General features: G+C 63.4%; 14 protein-coding genes. 7 read left to right on the plus strand and 7 right to left on the minus strand.

The genetic code is table 11. The annotated features are described in order from the left end of the window. The first annotated feature begins 13 nt into the window (after nt 1-13). The 3 genes from HWE04_RS07420 to HWE04_RS07430 all read left to right on the plus strand — a co-directional run bounded on the left by HWE04_RS07420 (nt 14) and on the right by HWE04_RS07430 (nt 2,164). Nucleotides 14-934 carry a dihydrodipicolinate synthase family protein gene (locus tag HWE04_RS07420; protein WP_006463214.1) on the plus strand — a complete coding sequence of 307 codons (921 nt, stop codon included), beginning with the start codon at nt 14-16 and terminating at the stop codon, nt 932-934. 148 nt (nt 935-1,082) lie between these two features. Beyond that, the gene (locus tag HWE04_RS07425) at nt 1,083-1,667 is read left to right on the plus strand and encodes a flavin reductase family protein (RefSeq protein ID WP_006463215.1); all 585 of its coding nucleotides are present in this window, start codon (nt 1,083-1,085) and stop codon (nt 1,665-1,667) included. 182 nt (nt 1,668-1,849) lie between these two features. Further along, nucleotides 1,850-2,164 (plus strand): cupin domain-containing protein, encoded by a 315-nt coding sequence (locus HWE04_RS07430; protein ID WP_241811992.1) that lies wholly within the window; start codon nt 1,850-1,852, stop codon nt 2,162-2,164. 49 nt (nt 2,165-2,213) lie between these two features. On the opposite strand, the gene HWE04_RS07435 is transcribed toward HWE04_RS07430, so the two are convergent. After that, nucleotides 2,214-2,897 (minus strand): response regulator transcription factor, encoded by a 684-nt coding sequence (locus HWE04_RS07435; RefSeq protein ID WP_241811993.1) that lies wholly within the window; start codon nt 2,895-2,897, stop codon nt 2,214-2,216. A 482-nt stretch (nt 2,898-3,379) separates the two neighbouring features. On the opposite strand from HWE04_RS07435, the gene HWE04_RS07440 reads away from it, so the two are divergent. Both HWE04_RS07440 and HWE04_RS07445 read left to right on the plus strand, forming a co-directional pair. Then, nucleotides 3,380-4,219, plus strand: coding sequence for a response regulator transcription factor (locus HWE04_RS07440; protein ID WP_241811994.1), 840 nt, complete (start codon nt 3,380-3,382; stop codon nt 4,217-4,219). A 59-nt stretch (nt 4,220-4,278) separates the two neighbouring features. Beyond that, on the plus strand, nt 4,279-7,017 hold the full coding sequence (locus tag HWE04_RS07445) for a hybrid sensor histidine kinase/response regulator (RefSeq protein WP_241811995.1): 2,739 nt from the start codon (nt 4,279-4,281) through the stop codon (nt 7,015-7,017). 44 nt (nt 7,018-7,061) lie between these two features. On the opposite strand, the gene HWE04_RS07450 is transcribed toward HWE04_RS07445, so the two are convergent. The 3 genes from HWE04_RS07450 to HWE04_RS07460 all read right to left on the minus strand — a co-directional run bounded on the left by HWE04_RS07450 (nt 7,062) and on the right by HWE04_RS07460 (nt 10,901). Beyond that, a complete protein-coding gene (locus tag HWE04_RS07450) occupies nt 7,062-7,268 on the minus strand; it encodes a hypothetical protein (RefSeq protein WP_241811996.1) in 207 nt (68 codons plus the stop codon). A 92-nt stretch (nt 7,269-7,360) separates the two neighbouring features. Next, nucleotides 7,361-9,151: a putative bifunctional diguanylate cyclase/phosphodiesterase gene (locus tag HWE04_RS07455; RefSeq protein ID WP_241811997.1), complete on the minus strand. Its 1,791-nt coding sequence runs from the start codon at nt 9,149-9,151 to the stop codon at nt 7,361-7,363. Nucleotides 9,152-9,158: 7 nt separating this feature from the next. Then, entirely contained in the window at nt 9,159-10,901 is a 1,743-nt protein-coding gene (locus HWE04_RS07460) for a methyl-accepting chemotaxis protein (RefSeq protein WP_241811998.1), read from the minus strand. Between the two features lie 249 nt (nt 10,902-11,150). Here HWE04_RS07460 and HWE04_RS07465 point away from each other — a divergent pair, with 249 nt between their 5' ends. Further along, nucleotides 11,151-12,134 carry a MerR family transcriptional regulator gene (locus HWE04_RS07465; RefSeq protein ID WP_241811999.1) on the plus strand — a complete coding sequence of 328 codons (984 nt, stop codon included), beginning with the start codon at nt 11,151-11,153 and terminating at the stop codon, nt 12,132-12,134. A gap of 72 nt (nt 12,135-12,206) precedes the next feature. Here the strand turns inward: HWE04_RS07465 and HWE04_RS07470 are convergent, their stop codons facing one another. Next, on the minus strand, nt 12,207-13,967 hold the full coding sequence (locus HWE04_RS07470; protein WP_241812000.1) for a methyl-accepting chemotaxis protein: 1,761 nt from the start codon (nt 13,965-13,967) through the stop codon (nt 12,207-12,209). 437 nt (nt 13,968-14,404) lie between these two features. Here HWE04_RS07470 and HWE04_RS07475 point away from each other — a divergent pair, with 437 nt between their 5' ends. Then, nucleotides 14,405-15,985 (plus strand): GGDEF domain-containing protein, encoded by a 1,581-nt coding sequence (locus HWE04_RS07475; RefSeq protein ID WP_241812001.1) that lies wholly within the window; start codon nt 14,405-14,407, stop codon nt 15,983-15,985. Between the two features lie 61 nt (nt 15,986-16,046). On the opposite strand, the gene HWE04_RS07480 is transcribed toward HWE04_RS07475, so the two are convergent. Both HWE04_RS07480 and HWE04_RS07485 read right to left on the minus strand, forming a co-directional pair. After that, nucleotides 16,047-17,180 (minus strand): NAD(P)/FAD-dependent oxidoreductase, encoded by a 1,134-nt coding sequence (locus tag HWE04_RS07480; protein ID WP_182994202.1) that lies wholly within the window; start codon nt 17,178-17,180, stop codon nt 16,047-16,049. Between the two features lie 21 nt (nt 17,181-17,201). Next, nucleotides 17,202-17,552: a RidA family protein gene (locus HWE04_RS07485; RefSeq protein ID WP_234295836.1), complete on the minus strand. Its 351-nt coding sequence runs from the start codon at nt 17,550-17,552 to the stop codon at nt 17,202-17,204. Nucleotides 17,553-17,591 lie beyond the last annotated feature (39 nt).

Below are 17,591 nucleotides of genomic sequence, written 5' to 3' on the forward strand. Positions count from 1 at the left end.
TGACGGAGACTCCATGAGCACCCCCATCTACCGCGGCGTATTCCCGGTCGCCCCCACCATCTTCGACGAACACGGCCAGCTCGACCTGGAAGGCCAGAAGCGCGCCATCGACTTCATGATCGATGCCGGCTCCAACGGCCTGTGCATCCTGGCCAACTTCTCGGAACAGTTCGTACTCTCCGACGAAGAGCGCGTGCAGGTGCAGAACACCGTGCTGGAACACGTCGCCGGACGCGTGCCGGTGATCGTCACCACCACCCACTTCGGTAGCCAGATCTGCGCCGAGCGCAGCCGCGCCGCGCAGGATGCGGGCGCCGCCATGGTGATGGTGATGCCGCCCTACCACGGCGCCACCTTCCGCGTGTCGGAAAAGCAGATCTACGAGTTCTATGCACGCGTGTCCGAAGCCATCGACATCCCCATCATGATCCAGGACGCACCGGTGGCCGGCACCCCGCTGTCGGCGCCCTTCCTGGCACGCATGGCCAAGGAAATCGAAAACGTCTCCTATTTCAAGATCGAAACCGCCGGCGCCGCCTCCAAGCTGCGCGATCTGATCGAACTGGGCGGTGACGCCGTAGTCGGCCCGTGGGACGGCGAAGAAGCCATCACCCTGATCCCCGACCTCGACGCCGGTGCCACCGGCGCCATGACCGGTGGCGGCTACCCGGATGGCATCCGCAAGATCGTCGACGCCTACATGGCCGGCGACACCGAAAAGGCCGCCGAGCTCTACATGCACTGGCTGCCGCTGATCAACTATGAAAACCGCCAGTGCGGCCTGGCCGCCTGCAAGGCACTGATGCTCGAAGGCGGCGTGATCAAGTCCGACATGCTGCGCCATCCGCAGGCACCGATGCACCCCAAGGTGCGCGAAGGCCTGCTGCGCGTGGCACGTCGCCTGGACCCGGTGGTGCTGAACTGGGGCAAGTGAGCGACAAGCTCGCCTGCAGGACATGACTGAAACGGGGGCTAAGGCTCCCGTTTTTGCATCAGCGGTCAGGCCAGCCGCGCAAGCCACCTGCCCACGCATTCTGTGTCATCCTTGCCGCCTGTCTTCCCCATTGCCCAAGGAGTTGATCTTGTCCCATCCCAGTCATTTCCGCCCCGTCGCGCTGGAACACGCCAGCCGCCTGGTCAACCACGGCCCCACGGTACTCATTACCGCCGCCCATGGCGGGCAGCGCAACATCATGGCCGCCGCCTGGTCCATGCCGGTGGAGTTCACGCCGCCGCGCATCGCGGTGGTGATCGACAAGAGCACCCATACCCGCGAGCTGATCATGCAATCGGGCAGCTTCGGCATCATCGTCCCCGGTGCCGCGCAGATGGACCTGACCTATGCCGTGGGCAGCGAAAGCGGTCGCGATATCGACAAATTCAAACGCCACCATATCGAGGCTGGCACCGGCCCGGTCCTGGGCATGCCAGTGCTGGAACAAGGCTGCGCCGCGTGGCTGGAGTGTCGCTGGATCAAGGAGAGCCATACCGAGCAGGCCTATGACACCTTCTTTGGCGAAGTGGTCGCTGCGGCGGCCGATGCCCGCATCTTCGAGAACGGTCATTGGTCCTTCACTGACGCCAATGCCGATCTGCATACCCTGCATCACCTCGGCGCCGGCAAGTTCGTGGTGGCCGGCAACCAGCGCCAGGCCAAACTGGACTGAGTGCAGCGGCGGGCCTGGGTGACGTCTTTCATGAGGCGTCCCGGTCGTCATCCTGACGAATCTCTGACGGGTTTCTGACGGATGACTGACACCCGGGCCACGTCCAGCAAGGCTTTCCGGGCAGCGCTATAGTGTGACGACACGCCGTTCCTTCAACCGTCGCCAGCCCTCCGGAAGCCACCATGAACCAGCCAACCGCCACCCTTGACACCCCCATCCTTGACATCACACTCGACCAGTTTCGCGACACCATGCTGGCACGAGGCTATGACGAAGTCGTGGAACGACATTGGGACGGCGGCACCGTCCTGGAAATCCACACCCACCCCTTCGAAGCCAACGCCCTGGTCGTCCAGGGCGAGATGTTTCTGACGCTTGATGGCGCAGCAGAGCGCCGCCTGGTCGCGGGCGACCGCTTCCAGGTGCTGCCCGGCACGCCTCATAGCGAACGTTACGGCGATGCCGGCGCGACCTACTGGGTCGCGCGCAAGAACTGAACCGACCGCAGTCACAGCGGCCGCGCCAGAAGCCCGGCCAGCTGTCCTCTCAATGCACCTGTAGCGCTTCGGTGAAGCAATAACCCACGCCATGCAGAGTGCGCAGGGGCAAGTCGCCCAGGGTTCTCTCACGCCATTTGCGGCGAAGCCGGCTGACGGTTTTTTCCAATACGCGCTCGTCAAAGCCGATCCAGTCGGCACCAAAGGCGTGTGCGATGGTCGAGCGGTTCGCGGCATTGCGTGCGCTATCGGCCAGCGCGCGCAGCAATGCGACCTCGCGCACGTTGATCTCCACCGCATCATGTCGGGGTGCCCGCAAGGTGCGTGCCTTGGTATCGAGCCGCCAGACTTCTGGCGCGACCCGACGCAGCAGCACATCGACATAGGCATTGAGCAGATCTGCTTCCTCCGGCCTGGCTTCGCAGAAGTCGGCACCACGTTGCAGCCCGGCGACCCGCTGGGCTGCGGTCTCTTCCTGTCCCGCCAGCAGCAGGATACCCATGCCACCATGCGCGGCGCGAAGTTGTTCGGTCACCGTGTAGCCGGTCCCGCTGGCTTTTCCAACGTCAACGATGGCGATGTCGCAATCCTGCGTCGGCATGAGCAGCTTATCGCCATCCGCCATCACGCTCAGCACCTTGTGTCCCTGTTGCTCCATCAGTTTGCGCACGGCGTGACTGCCTTGGCGCTGCCCGGACGTCAGAATTTCTTCGATCAATAAAATATTGGCCATTGCGGCTTCTCCTTCTTACTCAAACGCATCCTTGAACGACCCGATCGGAAATAAAACCAAGGAAATCCGAGCGGGTCGGATCTGCCAACGCTCCCTTGCCCCTTCAGATCAAGGCGACGGATTTGGCGTTTAAGGAATTTATCGAAGGAAACCTGGAATTTCACGCATCCACTTTTGCGATCTGCACGGATGTTTGTTCACGAAGGAAAAATATTTTCTACTGAGCTTTTTCCAACGATTCTAGCGGGCCGATCATGGAAGTTATTGGCGCAATATGCTAAGGCGCCATCGCACCCTGCAACGTGACCGCGGCACCGGCCGACCGAAAAAAATCCGGACTGAGATCGTCACATTTTTGCCAGCCGATCCCATTGTTTTGATGGCGGGAAAAATATGTTCCCAAACGGCATTTTTGCGTCGCTTCGCCTCCATTTCGGGGTAACTTCCCGCCGTAACTTCCGAACTTTCGTCACGAGGTGAACATGAGCCACAGAACCAATCTGAACACACGTACCACACATACCGCACACACCGGCCTGTTGGCCGGACAGCGCATCCTGCTTGTCGATGACGCCGAGGAGGACCGCATGCTGCTCTCCGGTTTCCTGCTGCGCTACGGGGCGCGACTGTATGTCGCACGGGACGGGCAGGACGGCTACCACAAGGCGCAGACTGTGCGGCCTGACCTGATCCTGATGGACATTCGCATGCCGGTCTATGATGGGCTCACGAGCTGCCGCCTGCTCAAGGCCAATGCGGTCACTCGCAATATCCCGCTGATCTTCCTTTCGGCAGCCGATGCCAGTGAAGAAAAGATCTCGGGTCTACGGGCAGGTGCGGTGGATTACGTTACCAAACCATTCGATTTCGAGGAAGTGCGACTGCGTCTGTGCGTACATCTGCGCTCACCGGTGCACGAGGAGCTGGCGCCCCTGCCAAACATGGCCGGCAGCAGCGCCGCAGACGTCTCGCCGGCAACGGTGGGGACTTCCGTCAACAACAGCACTTTCGACGTCGTGCTGTTCGAGGCGGCGCGCCGATTGATACTGGAAAAACTCGACCAGCCGATGGGTCTGCATGCCCTGGCCGCCGCTGTGGGGAGCAATGCGCGTCGCCTCTCCGTCGCCTTCAAGCATTGCTGCGGCGTGACGGTCTTCGACTACCTGCGCGAAGAGCGTATGAAGGAGGCCAGGCGACTGCTCTCCGAAAGTACGCTGGACATCGGTGCCATTGCGCTGGCAATCGGCTACAGCAACACTGCCAACTTCTCCACGGCATTCCGGGATCGCTTCGGCATGCCACCCAGTCAGTTCCGCCGCTAGCCACTGCGATGATGTGGGCGTCACGCTGGTGCTTGTTGCCTGTCCTGTGGGCTGCGTTGGTGTGGCCCACAGCGGCCTGCTCGGCACAGGCCATCGATCTGTCCCGGTGGCAGTACGGGGAGTCCGTCACCCAGTATCTGCAATTGCTGCGCGATGAAGGGGCCACGGAGCAGTTGTCCTCCGCCATGCAAAGTCCGGAGTGGGAGAACATCAACGTCTCTGTCCTGCAGGAGGGCTATCGCGAAGGGGCCTTCTGGTTGCGTGGGCAACTGCGCAACGACAGTCCCGTCCCCGTCACGCGCTGGCTGGCCATGGGATCGGCGCGCCTGCAGGATGTGCAACTGCATCTCTCGGAACCGCTCACGGCGGGCGTCCCCGGGGCCGGACTACGCTGGCAGCCGCCACAGGTCGCCGGCACGAAGTACGCCTCTGCGCAACGCGAGGTGCAGGGCCGCACGGCCCTGTTTGCGCTGACGCTGGCACCGGGCGAGCAACGCACGATGGTGCTGCGGGTGGCCGGCAGCTCGGTGATCGAACTGGGTGTGGCGCTGTGGGATCCCGCCGTGTTCCGGGAGGAAGAAGGTCGCGAGCTGGCCTTCCAGGCCTTCGTCATCGGCATCGCCCTGGTGCTGGTGACGTACGCGTTGATCCAGGGCGTGGAATGGCGCGATCGCGGTTCCGTGCTGATGGCGGTGTGGATCTGCTCGGCGCTGCTCTTCATCCTCAGCTTCCAGGGCTATCTCTACCTCTACCTGCTCCCCAGGGGTGGCATGTGGCTGGTACGCGTCCCCATCACGCTGGGCTGCCTGACCACCCTGCTGCATCTCAGGATGAGCTATCTGCTGGTCAGTCTGGATCAGCTGCCGCGCTGGGAACGGCGCTGGAAGCGGATCTACGACGTCATGAGCGCGGCGCTCATCGTGGTGACCATATGGATCGCAGCAGGCGACTTCCGCGCCACAGCTCCAGTGGCCAATGCCATCGCCGCCACCTGCTATCTGATGTGGGCCGCATCGATGCTGCATGGCTGGCGCCACGGGCTGGACAATGCGCGCTTGCTGGCCATCTCCTTTGGCCTGGCCTGGTCGGCGATGTGGCTGAAGATGCTGGAGCTCAACGGCCTGATTGCACACGGCATCCTGCCGGACTGGCAGTTCTCCACCCTGTTCCAGCTTGGCCTGCTCGGCGTGGCCTCTACGATGGTGGTCGGGCGTGCGCTGCAACTGCATCACAAGTTCGAGCAGATGCAGTGGTCGGTGCTCTCCCTGCGCATGCGCGAACAGTTCAAGCTGGAGCAGGCGGTCAACCATCGCACCAGTGAATTGCGCGCGGCCCTGGAGGTCGCCGATCATGCCCGTCATTCCAAGAATGGCTTTTTCACCAGCATCAGCCATGATCTGCGCACCCCGCTGACCTCCATCCTCGGCTTTGCCGACATGCTGCAGGCGGCCGGTGGCGAACAAGGGCGGTATGGACGCATCATCGTGCGCAGCGCCCGCCACATGCTGTCCATGATCAATGACCTCATCGACTACGCCCACGGCGACCGCATGGACCTGTCGCAACCCAGGCCCCTGTATGTGCATGGGTTGCTGCAGACCATCGGCCAGGAAGGCGCGGCCCTGGCCCGACGGCAGCACAATGCTTTCAGCCTTGACGTCTCACCGGCGCTGCCACCGGTGCTCAGGATCGACGCCCCTCGGCTGCGCCGCCTCCTGGGCAACCTGCTCGACAATGCCGCCAAGTACACCCGCGAGGGCAGTATCAGGCTGGAAGTCGGCTGGCAGGCGGCGGCCGTGCGCTCCGGCACGGGCGTGATGGAAATGCGGGTCAGCGATACAGGGAGCGGCATTCCCTTACACTACCAGGCAAGCGTGTTCGAGCCTTTCGAACGGGCCGGGGCCGACCGCTCGCAACCCGGCCTCGGCATGGGGCTGGCCCTGGTACGTCAATGGATACAGCAGATGGACGGGCAGATCGCCCTGCAAAGCCAGCCCGGTCAAGGCACTGTCCTGACCTTGCAGTTGCCGGTCGCCCTGGCGGACGAACAGGACATTGCCCGTGACGACTGCCGCGAAGACAGCAACACGCATCCCCTCATCGATGGAACTGGTCGCCGGGTGCTGGTGGTGGAGGACAGTCCCGACATCGCCGACCTGCTGGTAGAGCAACTGGAAATGCTGGCCTTCGAGGTGGAACTGTATGCTGACGGCGAAAGCGCCGTCGCACGCATCATGCAGACCGACAAACCCGCCCCGGCGCTGGTGCTGACCGACTACCTGCTACCCGTTGCAAAGGGAGGCGAGGTCCTGCGGGCCACCCGCCAGCATCTGCCGGGCGTGCCGGTGCTGTTGCTGTCGGCAACCCTGCGGCCGCCAACAGATCGACCCGATGACCTGGCATTCGACGCCTGCCTGCTCAAGCCGGTCAACTTCATGGAATTGCAGGAAACCCTGGCACGCCTGCTGGGCCTGCCGCTGCCGCAGCTGGGCGCGGCGCTGGCAGGAACGGTTGCAGCGGTCGGCACCGTCGCAGCCGTTGCAGCAACCAGCGAGACGACCGGGGACACTGCCGGACAGGACCCACTGCCGCCGCAGGAAAGCCTGCAGCAGGCACGTGTGTTGATCGACAGTGGTGCGGTCTCGGATTTGCTGGACTGGGGCGATGCGCTACTGCAGCAGCATCCACAGTGTGCCGGGTTCCAGTCCAGGGTGGATCAATTGCTGCGTGAGGGTGACCTGTTCGCCGTGGAAGCCCTGGTCAATACAGCGCTCGAAGCAGTGCGGGCCGGGAAATGAGGATGTGTCTTGAGTCCTCGCCGGATGCGCTTACGCAGGGCCGCTCATTCGCCGCCACCCGCACTGCCGGCCTCCACCGGCATGGCAGGCCGGTCGCCGCTACGCGCCAGTTCGGCATTGCGCACATTGATCTGATACTGCAGCTCGGCGTGTTCATAGGCCAGTTGCTCCTTGGGCGAGCGGCTGCAGGCCCCCAGCGTCAATACCGAGGCACTCAGGAGAAGTAGCAGGAGGGAGGCAGGACGGGGCATGTGGATGGTCTCCATCGTTATATTTCTGCCCGGCAATATACTCCTCACCAATCCTCATCGCAAGCGCGGCCGTAAGAGACCAGCTGTTTGCTTCAACCCCGGGCCGCGATCCAGTCCCAGGTATCGGCGGCCGCCATGGGACGGGCGATACCGTACCCCTGCCCATATTCGCAGCCCAGGTGCTGCAGGATGCGCCGGCATTTCTCGGTCTCCAGGCCCTCGGCCACGACCGCAAATCCCAGCTTCTGGCCCAGATGGATCATCGACGGCACGATCTGCTGGTCGGAGTAATTGCTCTCCATGGTGCGGATGAAGGACTGGTCGATCTTGAGATAGTCGGCGGGGATGTTCTTGAGATAGCTCAGGTTGCTGAAGCCGGCGCCGAAATCGTCGATGGCCACCTTCACCCCCAGCCGCTTGATTTCCTGGATCTTGCCGTAGAGCTTTTCCGGGTTCTTGCTCATCGCGCTCTCCGTGAACTCGATCTCGATCAGGCCGGCAGGAAGACGATGCCGCTGCAGTTGTGCAGCCAGGGCATGCACCAGATCGTCGTTGTCGAAGTCGCGTGCCGACACGTTGATGGCCACTGCAATGGCACGGCCCTGGCGCATCCAGGCAGCAGCCTGCTCGATGCCGTGCTGCAGGACCCACAGGGTGACCTGGCGGATTAGGGCAGTCTTTTCCGCCAGCGGGATGAACAGAGCCGGCGAGATCAGCCCATGCACCGGATGGCGCCAGCGCAGCAGCGCCTCCACCCCGGCGCACTGGCCTGACATCAGCGCCACCTTGGGCTGGAACTCCAGCCACAGTTCATCGGTGGCCAGCAGTGCCCCCGGGATGGCCGACAGCAGTTCGAAGGAATGCTTCTGCATGCGCCCCAGCGGCTGTTCGTAGTGACACTGCAGGCTGCCGCATTCCCGCGCCACGTCAATGGCGGTCAGCAGCGCCGGTACCAATTCATTGTCGTCCGCGCACTGCGACATCGGCGCGATCCCCACCGAGATGTCCAGATGATGCGGAATCCCCTGGTGCGCCACGGTCGCAGCGAAGGCCTCCTCGATCTGCTCGGCCTGGGCCTGCCAGACGTCACGCCGCTCCAGATAGGCAAAGCTGGTGGTACCGATGCGATAGAGCGCGATGCCCCCCAGCGCCTGGCGCAGGCGTTCCTTGGCTTCGATCAGGAAACCTTCCACGTAATCCCAGCCGAGCGCCTTGATCATGTCGGCCAGATAGACGTGCTCGCACACCTCCACCGCCACCGCCGTGAGCTTGTCGAGCGGGCCGTCGACGCTGCGCAAGGTCTGCAGGTCGCCTACCAGGCGGCTGCGATTGGGCAGCGATGTCAGGCTGTCGACATAGCTGGCGTCGCGCAGGATTTCCAGCCGCGCCATCACGATGGCCGCCAGTCGCTGCAGGGTGGCCGCTTCCTCGTCGCTGAACTGCTGGCGCGGCGACTTGCCGATCACGCACAGCGTCCCCAGGTACAGGCCGTCCCTGGTCCGCAACGAAGCGCCCGCATAGAAGCGGATGCCCGGCTCGCCGGTGACCAGCGGATTGTCTGCAAAGCGTGGGTCATGGCAGGCATCCAGTACCACCATCACCTGGTCCTGCTCGATGACGTAGCTGCAGAAGGATTGCGAACGCGGCGTGGACTGCGCCTGCAGCCCGTGCCGGGACTTGAACCATTGACGGTTCTCCGCCACCAGCGAGACCAGCGCGATCTCAGTCTGGAACAGCCTGGCGGCCAGGTCGGTGACCAGGTCGCACAGTGCATCGGGCTGGCTGTCGAGCACACAATAACTGTCCAGCACGGCCAGGCGCCGCTGTTCTTTTTCGGACGGCACGCGCAGTGCGCCGTCCAGTCTCAGGATATCGGCATGCATCGCTGGCTTAGAAGGTGACCCATTCATCGGTGCCGCCAGCCAGTTGGCGGGCGGGCAGCGGTGTGCTCAGGCGCGGTTCACGCGGGGTGCGCGGCACAGTGTGGCTGGCAGTGCGCGCTGCAGTGCTGCCGAGGCTGCGCGGGGCCGCCAGCGTATCCTTGGCCACCAACGGCGCTGCCTCTTCCTGCACCTGGGCGGCATCGATACGGAACACACTCACCGCCTGGGCCAGCTCCTGGGCCTGCTGTTGCAGCGATTGCGAGGCTGCCGCCGCTTCTTCCACCAGCGCCGCATTCTGCTGCGTCACCTGGTCCATCTGGCCCACCGCCTGGCTGACCTGCTCGATGCCGGAACGCTGCTCCTCACCAGCGGCACTGATCTCGCTGATCATGTTGCTCACCCGCTGCACGCTCTGGACGATCTCGCGCATGGTGTCACCGGCCTCGTTGACCAGCACGCTGCCGGATTCGACCTTGGCGACCGAATCACTGATGAGGGCCTTGATCTCCTTGGCCGCTGCGGCCGAACGCTGCGCCAGGCTGCGCACCTCAGTGGCCACCACGGCAAAGCCGCGCCCCTGCTCGCCGGCGCGCGCCGCTTCCACGGCCGCGTTGAGCGCCAGGATATTGGTCTGGAAGGCGATACCATCGATCACGCTGATGATGTCGACAATCTTGCGCGAGGAGGCATTGATGTCTTCCATCGTCTCCACCACCCGGTTGACCACGCCACCGCCGCTGCTGGCGATATCCGAGGCGGCCTGCGCCATGCGGTTGGCCTCGCGGGCATTGGCCGTGTTCTGCTGCACCGTGGAGGTCAGCTCTTCCATCGAGGAAGCGGTCTCCTCCAGCGAGCTGGCCTGCTGCTCGGTGCGCGAGGACAGGTCCAGGTTGCCGCTGGCGATCTGCGAGGATGCAGTGGCGATCATGTCGGTCCCCCGGCGCACACCGGAGACGATGCCCACCAGACTGGCGTTCATCTCCTTGAGGGCGGCCAGCAGTTCGCCGGTTTCATCCCGCGAGTTCACCTGGATGCGCGCCGTCAGGTCACCACCGGCCACCTGACGTGCCAGGCGCACGGCCGTGGCCAGCGGGCGGGTGATGTTGTTGGACAACCACCAGGCCAACAGCATCGCCAGCACCACCGAAATGACACCGCCACCGATGAGGGTGTTGCCGGTCACCGACTTCAGGCTGGCAGCTTCCTCAGCGCGGGTACTCAGCAGGGACGATTCGGAACGGTCCATTTCGCCCAGCAAGGCGCGCATGCGGTCCATCTCGGTCTTGCCCTTGCCGGCCTGCTCAAAGTTCACCACGGCGGCCATCTGTTCACGGCCGTCACGCACCGCGCGCCGCAGCGCGATGGCCGGGTCGATGGCCGATGCCAGCCAGCGCCCTTCGGCCTCACTGATCTGCTGCAGACGCTGCTGCTGGGCCGCATTGTCGGCGGTCAGCTCACGGGCCTTGGCCAGATGCTGCTTGAAGCTGGCGTTGCCGAGCTGGTAGGGCTCCAGCGAAGCGTCATTTCCGGTCAGGGAAAAGCCACGCTGGCCGGTCTCGATGTTGATCAGGCTTTCCATCATGCCTTGTACCTGGTCGCGCACATCGTAGGTATGCACGTTCCATTCATTGGCCGCCCCCAGGCGGGCAAAGTTGGCGTAGGCCACACTGACCAGGATCACCAGGATGGCGGCCACCATGCCAAAACCGATATACAGGCGCGTGCCGATTTTCAGGTCAGAGAGTTTCATGTTCATTTTTCCGTTGAGACAGACAAGGTTCCTGAAGAGACGGCGCCCTGCAGAAGGCCGGCGCCGCTTGCTTTTTTATTTTTCACGTTCACAATCCTGCAAATGCGTGACATACTGATAAAAATCACCAAAACAAACACGCATCTTTTCGATGCATTTGCACATAAATTCAAAATGCAACGGATTTGAACGGATAACCCGGAAAAATATCCCTGTTTCTTCAAATTATTTTTGATTGCCAAAAACACAATGGATCATGTCACCCCTCAACCCGACGACCTGACCGATCTCCCCCTGCTACGGCCCGGTGCCGTGGCGCGGCAACTGGGCATGTCAGTGGAGACCCTGCGCGCCTGGGAGCATCGCTACGGCATTACTTCCTCACAGCACAGCGGCGGTGGTCAGCGCCTCTATTCGCAGGACGACCTGCAACGACTGGGCTGGATCAAGCGGCTGGTCGACGCCGGGCACCGGATCGGCAAGCTGGCCGCCCTGTCACCACAGGAGCTGGAGTCGCTGACCCAGAGCTTGCCGGGCAGGGAGACACCCGCCAGCGATCTGGGCGCAGCAATGCCGGCATCGAAGCGACTGGCCGTGGTCGGTCCCTGGATTTCCACCAAGGCTGGCAGAGAGGCACTGGTGCGACAGCATTTCACGATCACCGCAGCCATCGAGTCGCTGGATCAACTGGACCTGCGCGGCGTGGAGAGCGACATGCTGGTGCTGGAGAGCGCGGTGCTGGAGAGCGACCTGGACCTGCGACTGAACGATCTGCGGCACGCCCTGGCCCAGGTACCGGTACTGATCCTGTACCGTTTCGGCTCGGCGGAGGTGGTGGCGCGCCTGGAACAGGCCGGTCATCGACTGCTGCGCAAACCCATGGATGGCCTTGACGCCGACTGGCTGGGCAACCATATCCAGCGCATCGAACTGCCGGCCACGGCCACCTCACCCGAGGATGAAGCCAGCGTACCGCCACCGCGTTTCAGCGAGAGCGACCTGGCCCATATCTCCGAGGCATCCGACCGCATGCAGTGCGAATGCCCGCGCCACCTGGCCGAGCTGTTGACCGCCCTGGCCGGCTTCGAGCGCTACAGCCGCCAGTGCGAAGATGAATCGGACGAAGAAGCAGCGCTGCACCGGTCGCTCTGCATTGCGGCCGGACGCGCCCGTCTGCCACTGGAAGAAGCCCTGCAGCGTCTGACCCAGGTGAAGGGCATCACCCTGCCGTAGTACCTGGGGATGAAAAAAAAGCGCGCCCGACGGGCGCGCTGTTGGAACTGCAAGGTGCCAAGCGCTCGGAAATCAGAACTGCTCCCAATCCCCTTCGGCTGCAGCAACCGCCGCCCCCTTTGCCGGTGCCGGTGCCGGTGCCGGCGTCGCCGGCAAGGCCTTGGCCACGGCCGGATTGCTCCTGGCCTGCGGTTTGCGCGGCAAGGCCGGCGCACGCGGCGAGATATCCACGCTGCGCGCCGGCGCCATATTGACCGCACCAGCGGCTGGACTGCGTGCCACTTCACCGCTGCTCAACCGGAAGATGCTGACGGTCTCGCACAGACGACCGGACTGCTCCTGCAGCGATTGCGCGGCCGCAGCCGCCTGCTCCACCAGGGCCGCGTTCTGCTGGGTCGTTTCATCCATCTGGACGATGGCCTGGTTGATCTGTTCGATGCCATCGCTCTGCTCACCACTGGCGGCGGTGATTTCGGCCACCACGTCGGTCACCCGCTTGACGCTGGCCACCACCTCGCTCATGGTCGAACCGGCCTGCTCCACAAGGCGACTGCCGCTTTCCACGCGCTCCACCGATGCGTCGATGAGGCCCTTGATCTCCTTGGCCGCCGCCGCGCTGCGCTGAGCCAGCGTGCGCACCTCCGAAGCCACCACCGCAAACCCGCGCCCCTGCTCACCGGCCCGTGCCGCTTCCACCGCCGCATTCAAGGCCAGGATATTGGTCTGGAATGCAATGCCATCGATCACGCTGATGATGTCCACGATCTTGCGCGAGGCATCGTTGATCTCGCCCATGGTCTGCACCACCTCCCCCACCACACTGCCACCCTGGATCGCCACGGCCGACGCGCTCTCCGCCAGCGTATTGGCCTGGCGCGCATTGTCGGCGTTCTGCCTGACGGTGGAAGTCAGTTCCTCCATGGCCGAGGCCGTCTCCTCCAGTGCGCCGGCCTGCTGCTCGGTGCGCGACGACAGATCGAAGTTGCCAGTGGCGATCTCGGCCGAAGCGGTATTGATGGTGTCGCTACCCTGGCGCACTTCGGTGACGATGCGATGCAGGTTGTCATTCATGGCCTTCAGCGACGCCAGCAACGCCCCGGTCTCATCGCGGGAGGTGGCATGGATCTGCACGGTCAGGTCGCCTGCCGCCACTGCGGTGGCCACTTCCACAGCCTGATTGAGCGGCCGCGTGATGGAACGCGTGATCAGCACCGCACACAGCACCGACAGGATGACGGCGGCCACCGACAGCAACAGCATGATGTTGACCGCCATGGCGGAGGCGGCATTGGCACGCTCCACGCTCCGATCCATGAGCTCGGCCTGGAAAGTGGTCATGGCCTTGAGCGCAGCGAAATACTTGTCCTGCACCGGGATGGTCTGATCGAACAACTGGGTGGTCGCCTCATCCCTCTTCTGTTGCAGGATCAGCTCGACGACCTTCTTGCGCTCGCGCGTGTAATCGTCGCGCGACTGCTTGAGCGCATCGATCAATTCACGCCCACGCGGCGTGTTGATCAGCTTGTCCATCTGCGCCATGTGCTGGCCGACTTCAGCCGTATTGAGGTCGACCCGGTCGAGGTATTTCCTGGCCTCCTCCGGGTTGCGCGCCAGGATGGCATTGCGCAGGCTGCGTGCGGCGGTATTGATCTTGTCGCTCATCTGGGCGCCGATGGCGACCTTGACGTAGCGGTCGTTGACGATCTCCGCCGTGGCGGCACTCACCGTCCACAGGTTCTTGATGCCCACCCCGGCGATGACACACATCACCACGATCAGCGCCGCAAAGCAGGCGCCGAGCCGAACGCTGATCCTGATATCCGTGATTTTCATGTTGACTCCCCCTTGTATGAATACTTCAGCTCCCAAACCACCCTGAATCTGCTTATCCGGGCTCCCTCTCGCATCCGGAATTCCCCAACTATAAACGATTTATTTATTAAATTCGATAAATACAGCAAGAGCGTTGGATTTTGATCTCGCGCGACTCTCACGTCATGAAAAGATGACATCGATGCTGCGAGGAACGATGATCTTTTCCCGCCGAAATACGCCACAACAAGCCGTAAACCCGCTATCTAAGCGATAAGCATTCGCGCCCGCAAAACAACAGCGCATTTAATGCACATCAAATACACCCTCCTTTTTCGTGCACAAGGCATTGCAAAAAAGGAAATAAAAGCACGAATGCGCTAAAATACAATTGGTTAATTTGATTAATTTGATTTCAAGTTGACATGATTGACCCGTTGTCACCGCGGAGAAACGCCATGCCCCTCAAACGTCTCAACAACAAGGTCAGGATCACGTCCATCGTGCTGGCCATCCTGGGCAGTGCCATGTTCGGCTATGCCTTGCTCAACGGCAGCCTGGCCGGACGCCAGGCGGCGCTCAAGTCGGGGCAGACGGCCACCATGAATATCGCCACCGGTCTTGCCACCCAGGTCAATCTCAGTGTTCGCGCCGCCGACCTGCTGCTGCAGGAAATCGCCGCACTGGACAACAACAATCCGCTGGATCGGCGTGACATGCGCAAGCTGGTGGAGGAATTGCTCAATCGACAGAGCCGCCTCTTTCCCGAGATGGACACCCTGCTGGTCATCGACGAGCAAGGTCGCGTCCTGCAACGCTGGCCGGCTGGCGACAATATGTCCGCCACAGCCCTCTCAGCCAGTCCCGACGGGCCGGCATCGATCTCGGAAGGCGGATTGAAGATTGGCGCGCCGATGATCAGCCGCGTCACCGGTCACTGGGTGATCCCGCTGGCCCGCACGCGCATGCGTCAGGGCAAGCCTGCCGGAGAATTCCGGCTGGGCGTCAGTCTGGAGCATTTCCAGCGTCTCTTCGACGAGGTGAATATCGGGGCACAAGGCTCGCTGCTACTGGGTAGCCGCGACGGCGTGATGCTGCTGCGCCGTCCCTATGGCGAACAGTTCCTCGGCAAGAACATGGTGGAGTTGCCGCTCTACCGGGATCACGTACGCCAACGCTCCTCCGGCTGGGCCGACATCAATTCGATGCAGGACGGCATACGACGGCTGCATTACGTCACGGGGGTGCCGGACTATCCGCTCTTCGTCAGCGCCGCCCTGGCCCACGACGAGATGCTGGCCGACTGGCACGCCGCCCAGGCTTCACAACTGCTGGTGATCGTCGCCGCGGCCCTGATCATCGGTCTGCTGACCGCCTACCTGCTGCGCGTGGTCCGCATGCGCGATCGCGCCGAGGATGAAATCGAAAAGAAGAACCTGTCCCTCAAGCTGCTCACCGAGAACCTGCGCGCCCAGGCCATGCTGGATGGCATGACCGGCATTCCCAACCGGCGCTACCTGGATGAACAGCTGCAACTGGTGATGCGCAATGCCAGCCGCAGCAAGAGCGCGCTGTCACTGGTGATGCTGGATGTGGATTACTTCAAGAAGTACAACGACCTCTATGGCCACATCCAGGGCGACTACTGCCTGCAGGACATCGCACGCACACTGCAGACTGCGCAGCGCCGGCAAGGCGACCTGGCGGCCCGTTATGGGGGAGAGGAATTTGCCATCCTGCTGCCCGATACCGACCTTGCCGGAGCGCACAGGATTGCGCAGAAGGTGGTGGACGCTGTCAGGGCGCTGGCGATCCCGCATGAAGGCAACGCCCATGGCGTGGTCACCATCAGTGCGGGTGTGTACACCTGCGTGCCGCGTCCGGAGACCCGCATCGAGGACATCTTCGCCGGCGCCGACCGGGCGCTGTACCGGGCCAAGGACGATGGACGCGACCGCGTTGCGGATTACCAGCCGCCTCACACGGTGGTCAGTGGCAAGGACAGGCAGGACGAGCGGTCCGGGGATGCCTCTGCCTGACGCCTGACGCCTGACGTCGATGGCAAGGCGACCGGCACAGGCATCAGCAAAGGCCGCGGCCTCAGCCGATCCGGGCCGGACTCAGGGCGTCGGCCTGCACGCCGAAGCGGGCGATATGCTCCGGTATCGACTGGCCGCGCACCAGTGCCGCATAGGCTTCGCCGGCCGCGGGGGCGGACTGGATGCCATAGCCGCCCTGCCCGGCCGCCCAGAAGAAGCCCGGCAGTTGTGCATCGTAGCCACCGACGAAGCTGCCATCGGCCACAAAGGAACGCAGACCGGCCCAGACATGCGCAGGCCGGCGGATTTCCAGGGTGGTGCCGTTCTGGATATGGTCGATGGCAATGGCGATATCCAGTTCTTCGGCCTGCACATCCTGCGGCGGCACCGGATCGGCATTGGCCGGGGACCCCAGCAGCAGGCCGGCGTCGGGCTTGATGTAGAACGCCTGGTCCACCGGCATGAACATCGGCCAGTGGGCGCTGTCAGGCGGCGCCGCAAAGGTAAAGGCAGAACGACGGCAGGGTTGCAGACCGATGCTGGCGGCTCCGGCCAGACTGCCGATCTGATCGGCCCAGGCACCGGCGGCATTGATGACCACCCCGGCACGCAACGGCCCCTGGGAGGTGCCGACCTGCCACTCCTGCGCAGCCTCGTCGCGCACAATGGCCTGCACCTCGGCATGGCACAGCAGCCGGGCACCGGCCGCGCGCGCACCGCGCAGGAAACCCTGGTGCAGGGCATGCACGTCGATGTCGCTGGCATCTTCCTCATAGACCGCGCCGATCAGGTCTTCCCCGCGCAGCACTGGCACCATCGCCAGGGTCTGCTCGCGATCCAGACGCTGTACCTTGTCCGATACCGAGCGCACCAGCGCTTCGTGCTCATCCAGCTCGGCCTGCAGGGCCGCACCGGCATAGAACAGCGCGCCACGCGGCGTGAGCAAGGGATGTTCGGCAAAGCCCTCCGGGGGATGGTCGAAGAAAGCGCGACTTGCGCAGGTCAGCGCCCGCACCTGCGGCGGCCCGTAGCTTTCCATGTAGAGCGCGGCCGAGCGGCCGGTGCTGTGATAGCCCGGCTGGGACTCGCGCTCCAGCAGCAGCACGCTGCCATGCGGCGCCAGCCAGTAGGCGATGGAAGCGCCGGCAATGCCGGCACCGATGATGAGGTAGTCCACCCGCTCTGCTGCGCTCATGCTCATGCTCCCGGCGATTGATCAGAGCGCGGCCACGACGGCCACTTCCACATCCAGCCCCGGCAGCATCAGCAGCGCCTGCACGCAGGCCCGCGTGGGCGCATGGCCGGCCGGCACCCAGGCTTCCCACACCGCATTGAAGGCGGCGAAATGCTCCGGGCTGGATAGCCACACATTGGCTGAGACGATCTGCTCACGGCCGATGCCCTGCGCCTGCAACTGCGCATCGATCTTGGCCAGCACTTCGCTGGCCTGCTGCGGGATGGGTGCGCCGGCGTTGTCCGGCACCTGGCCGGAGACGAAGGCGAAGCCGTTGGCCACCACCAGCTGGCTCATGCGGGCATTGGTGTTGAAGCGTTGGATAGGGTTCATGTTTGCGTTAATCGTATAAAAAATAAGGTTTCACCAAGA

The organism is Herbaspirillum sp. C7C2, assembly GCF_022627865.1.
GTDB classification, from domain to species: domain Bacteria; phylum Pseudomonadota; class Gammaproteobacteria; order Burkholderiales; family Burkholderiaceae_D; genus Herbaspirillum; species Herbaspirillum frisingense.

Bases quoted from the DNA above. Each gene is read 5' to 3' on its own strand.
- HWE04_RS07480 (WP_182994202.1), bottom strand. From the start codon at position 17,180: ATGAGCGCAGCAGAGCGGGTGGACTACCTCATCATCGGTGCCGGCATT.
- HWE04_RS07470 (WP_241812000.1), bottom strand. From the start codon at position 13,967: ATGAAAATCACGGATATCAGGATCAGCGTTCGGCTCGGCGCCTGCTTT.
- HWE04_RS07475 (WP_241812001.1), top strand. From the start codon at position 14,405: ATGCCCCTCAAACGTCTCAACAACAAGGTCAGGATCACGTCCATCGTG.
- HWE04_RS07465 (WP_241811999.1), top strand. From the start codon at position 11,151: ATGGATCATGTCACCCCTCAACCCGACGACCTGACCGATCTCCCCCTG.
- HWE04_RS07450 (WP_241811996.1), bottom strand. From the start codon at position 7,268: ATGCCCCGTCCTGCCTCCCTCCTGCTACTTCTCCTGAGTGCCTCGGTA.
- HWE04_RS07485 (WP_234295836.1), bottom strand. From the start codon at position 17,552: ATGAACCCTATCCAACGCTTCAACACCAATGCCCGCATGAGCCAGCTG.
- HWE04_RS07430 (WP_241811992.1), top strand. From the start codon at position 1,850: ATGAACCAGCCAACCGCCACCCTTGACACCCCCATCCTTGACATCACA.
- HWE04_RS07435 (WP_241811993.1), bottom strand. From the start codon at position 2,897: ATGGCCAATATTTTATTGATCGAAGAAATTCTGACGTCCGGGCAGCGC.
- HWE04_RS07420 (WP_006463214.1), top strand. From the start codon at position 14: ATGAGCACCCCCATCTACCGCGGCGTATTCCCGGTCGCCCCCACCATC.
- HWE04_RS07440 (WP_241811994.1), top strand. From the start codon at position 3,380: ATGAGCCACAGAACCAATCTGAACACACGTACCACACATACCGCACAC.
- HWE04_RS07460 (WP_241811998.1), bottom strand. From the start codon at position 10,901: ATGAAACTCTCTGACCTGAAAATCGGCACGCGCCTGTATATCGGTTTT.
- HWE04_RS07455 (WP_241811997.1), bottom strand. From the start codon at position 9,151: ATGCATGCCGATATCCTGAGACTGGACGGCGCACTGCGCGTGCCGTCC.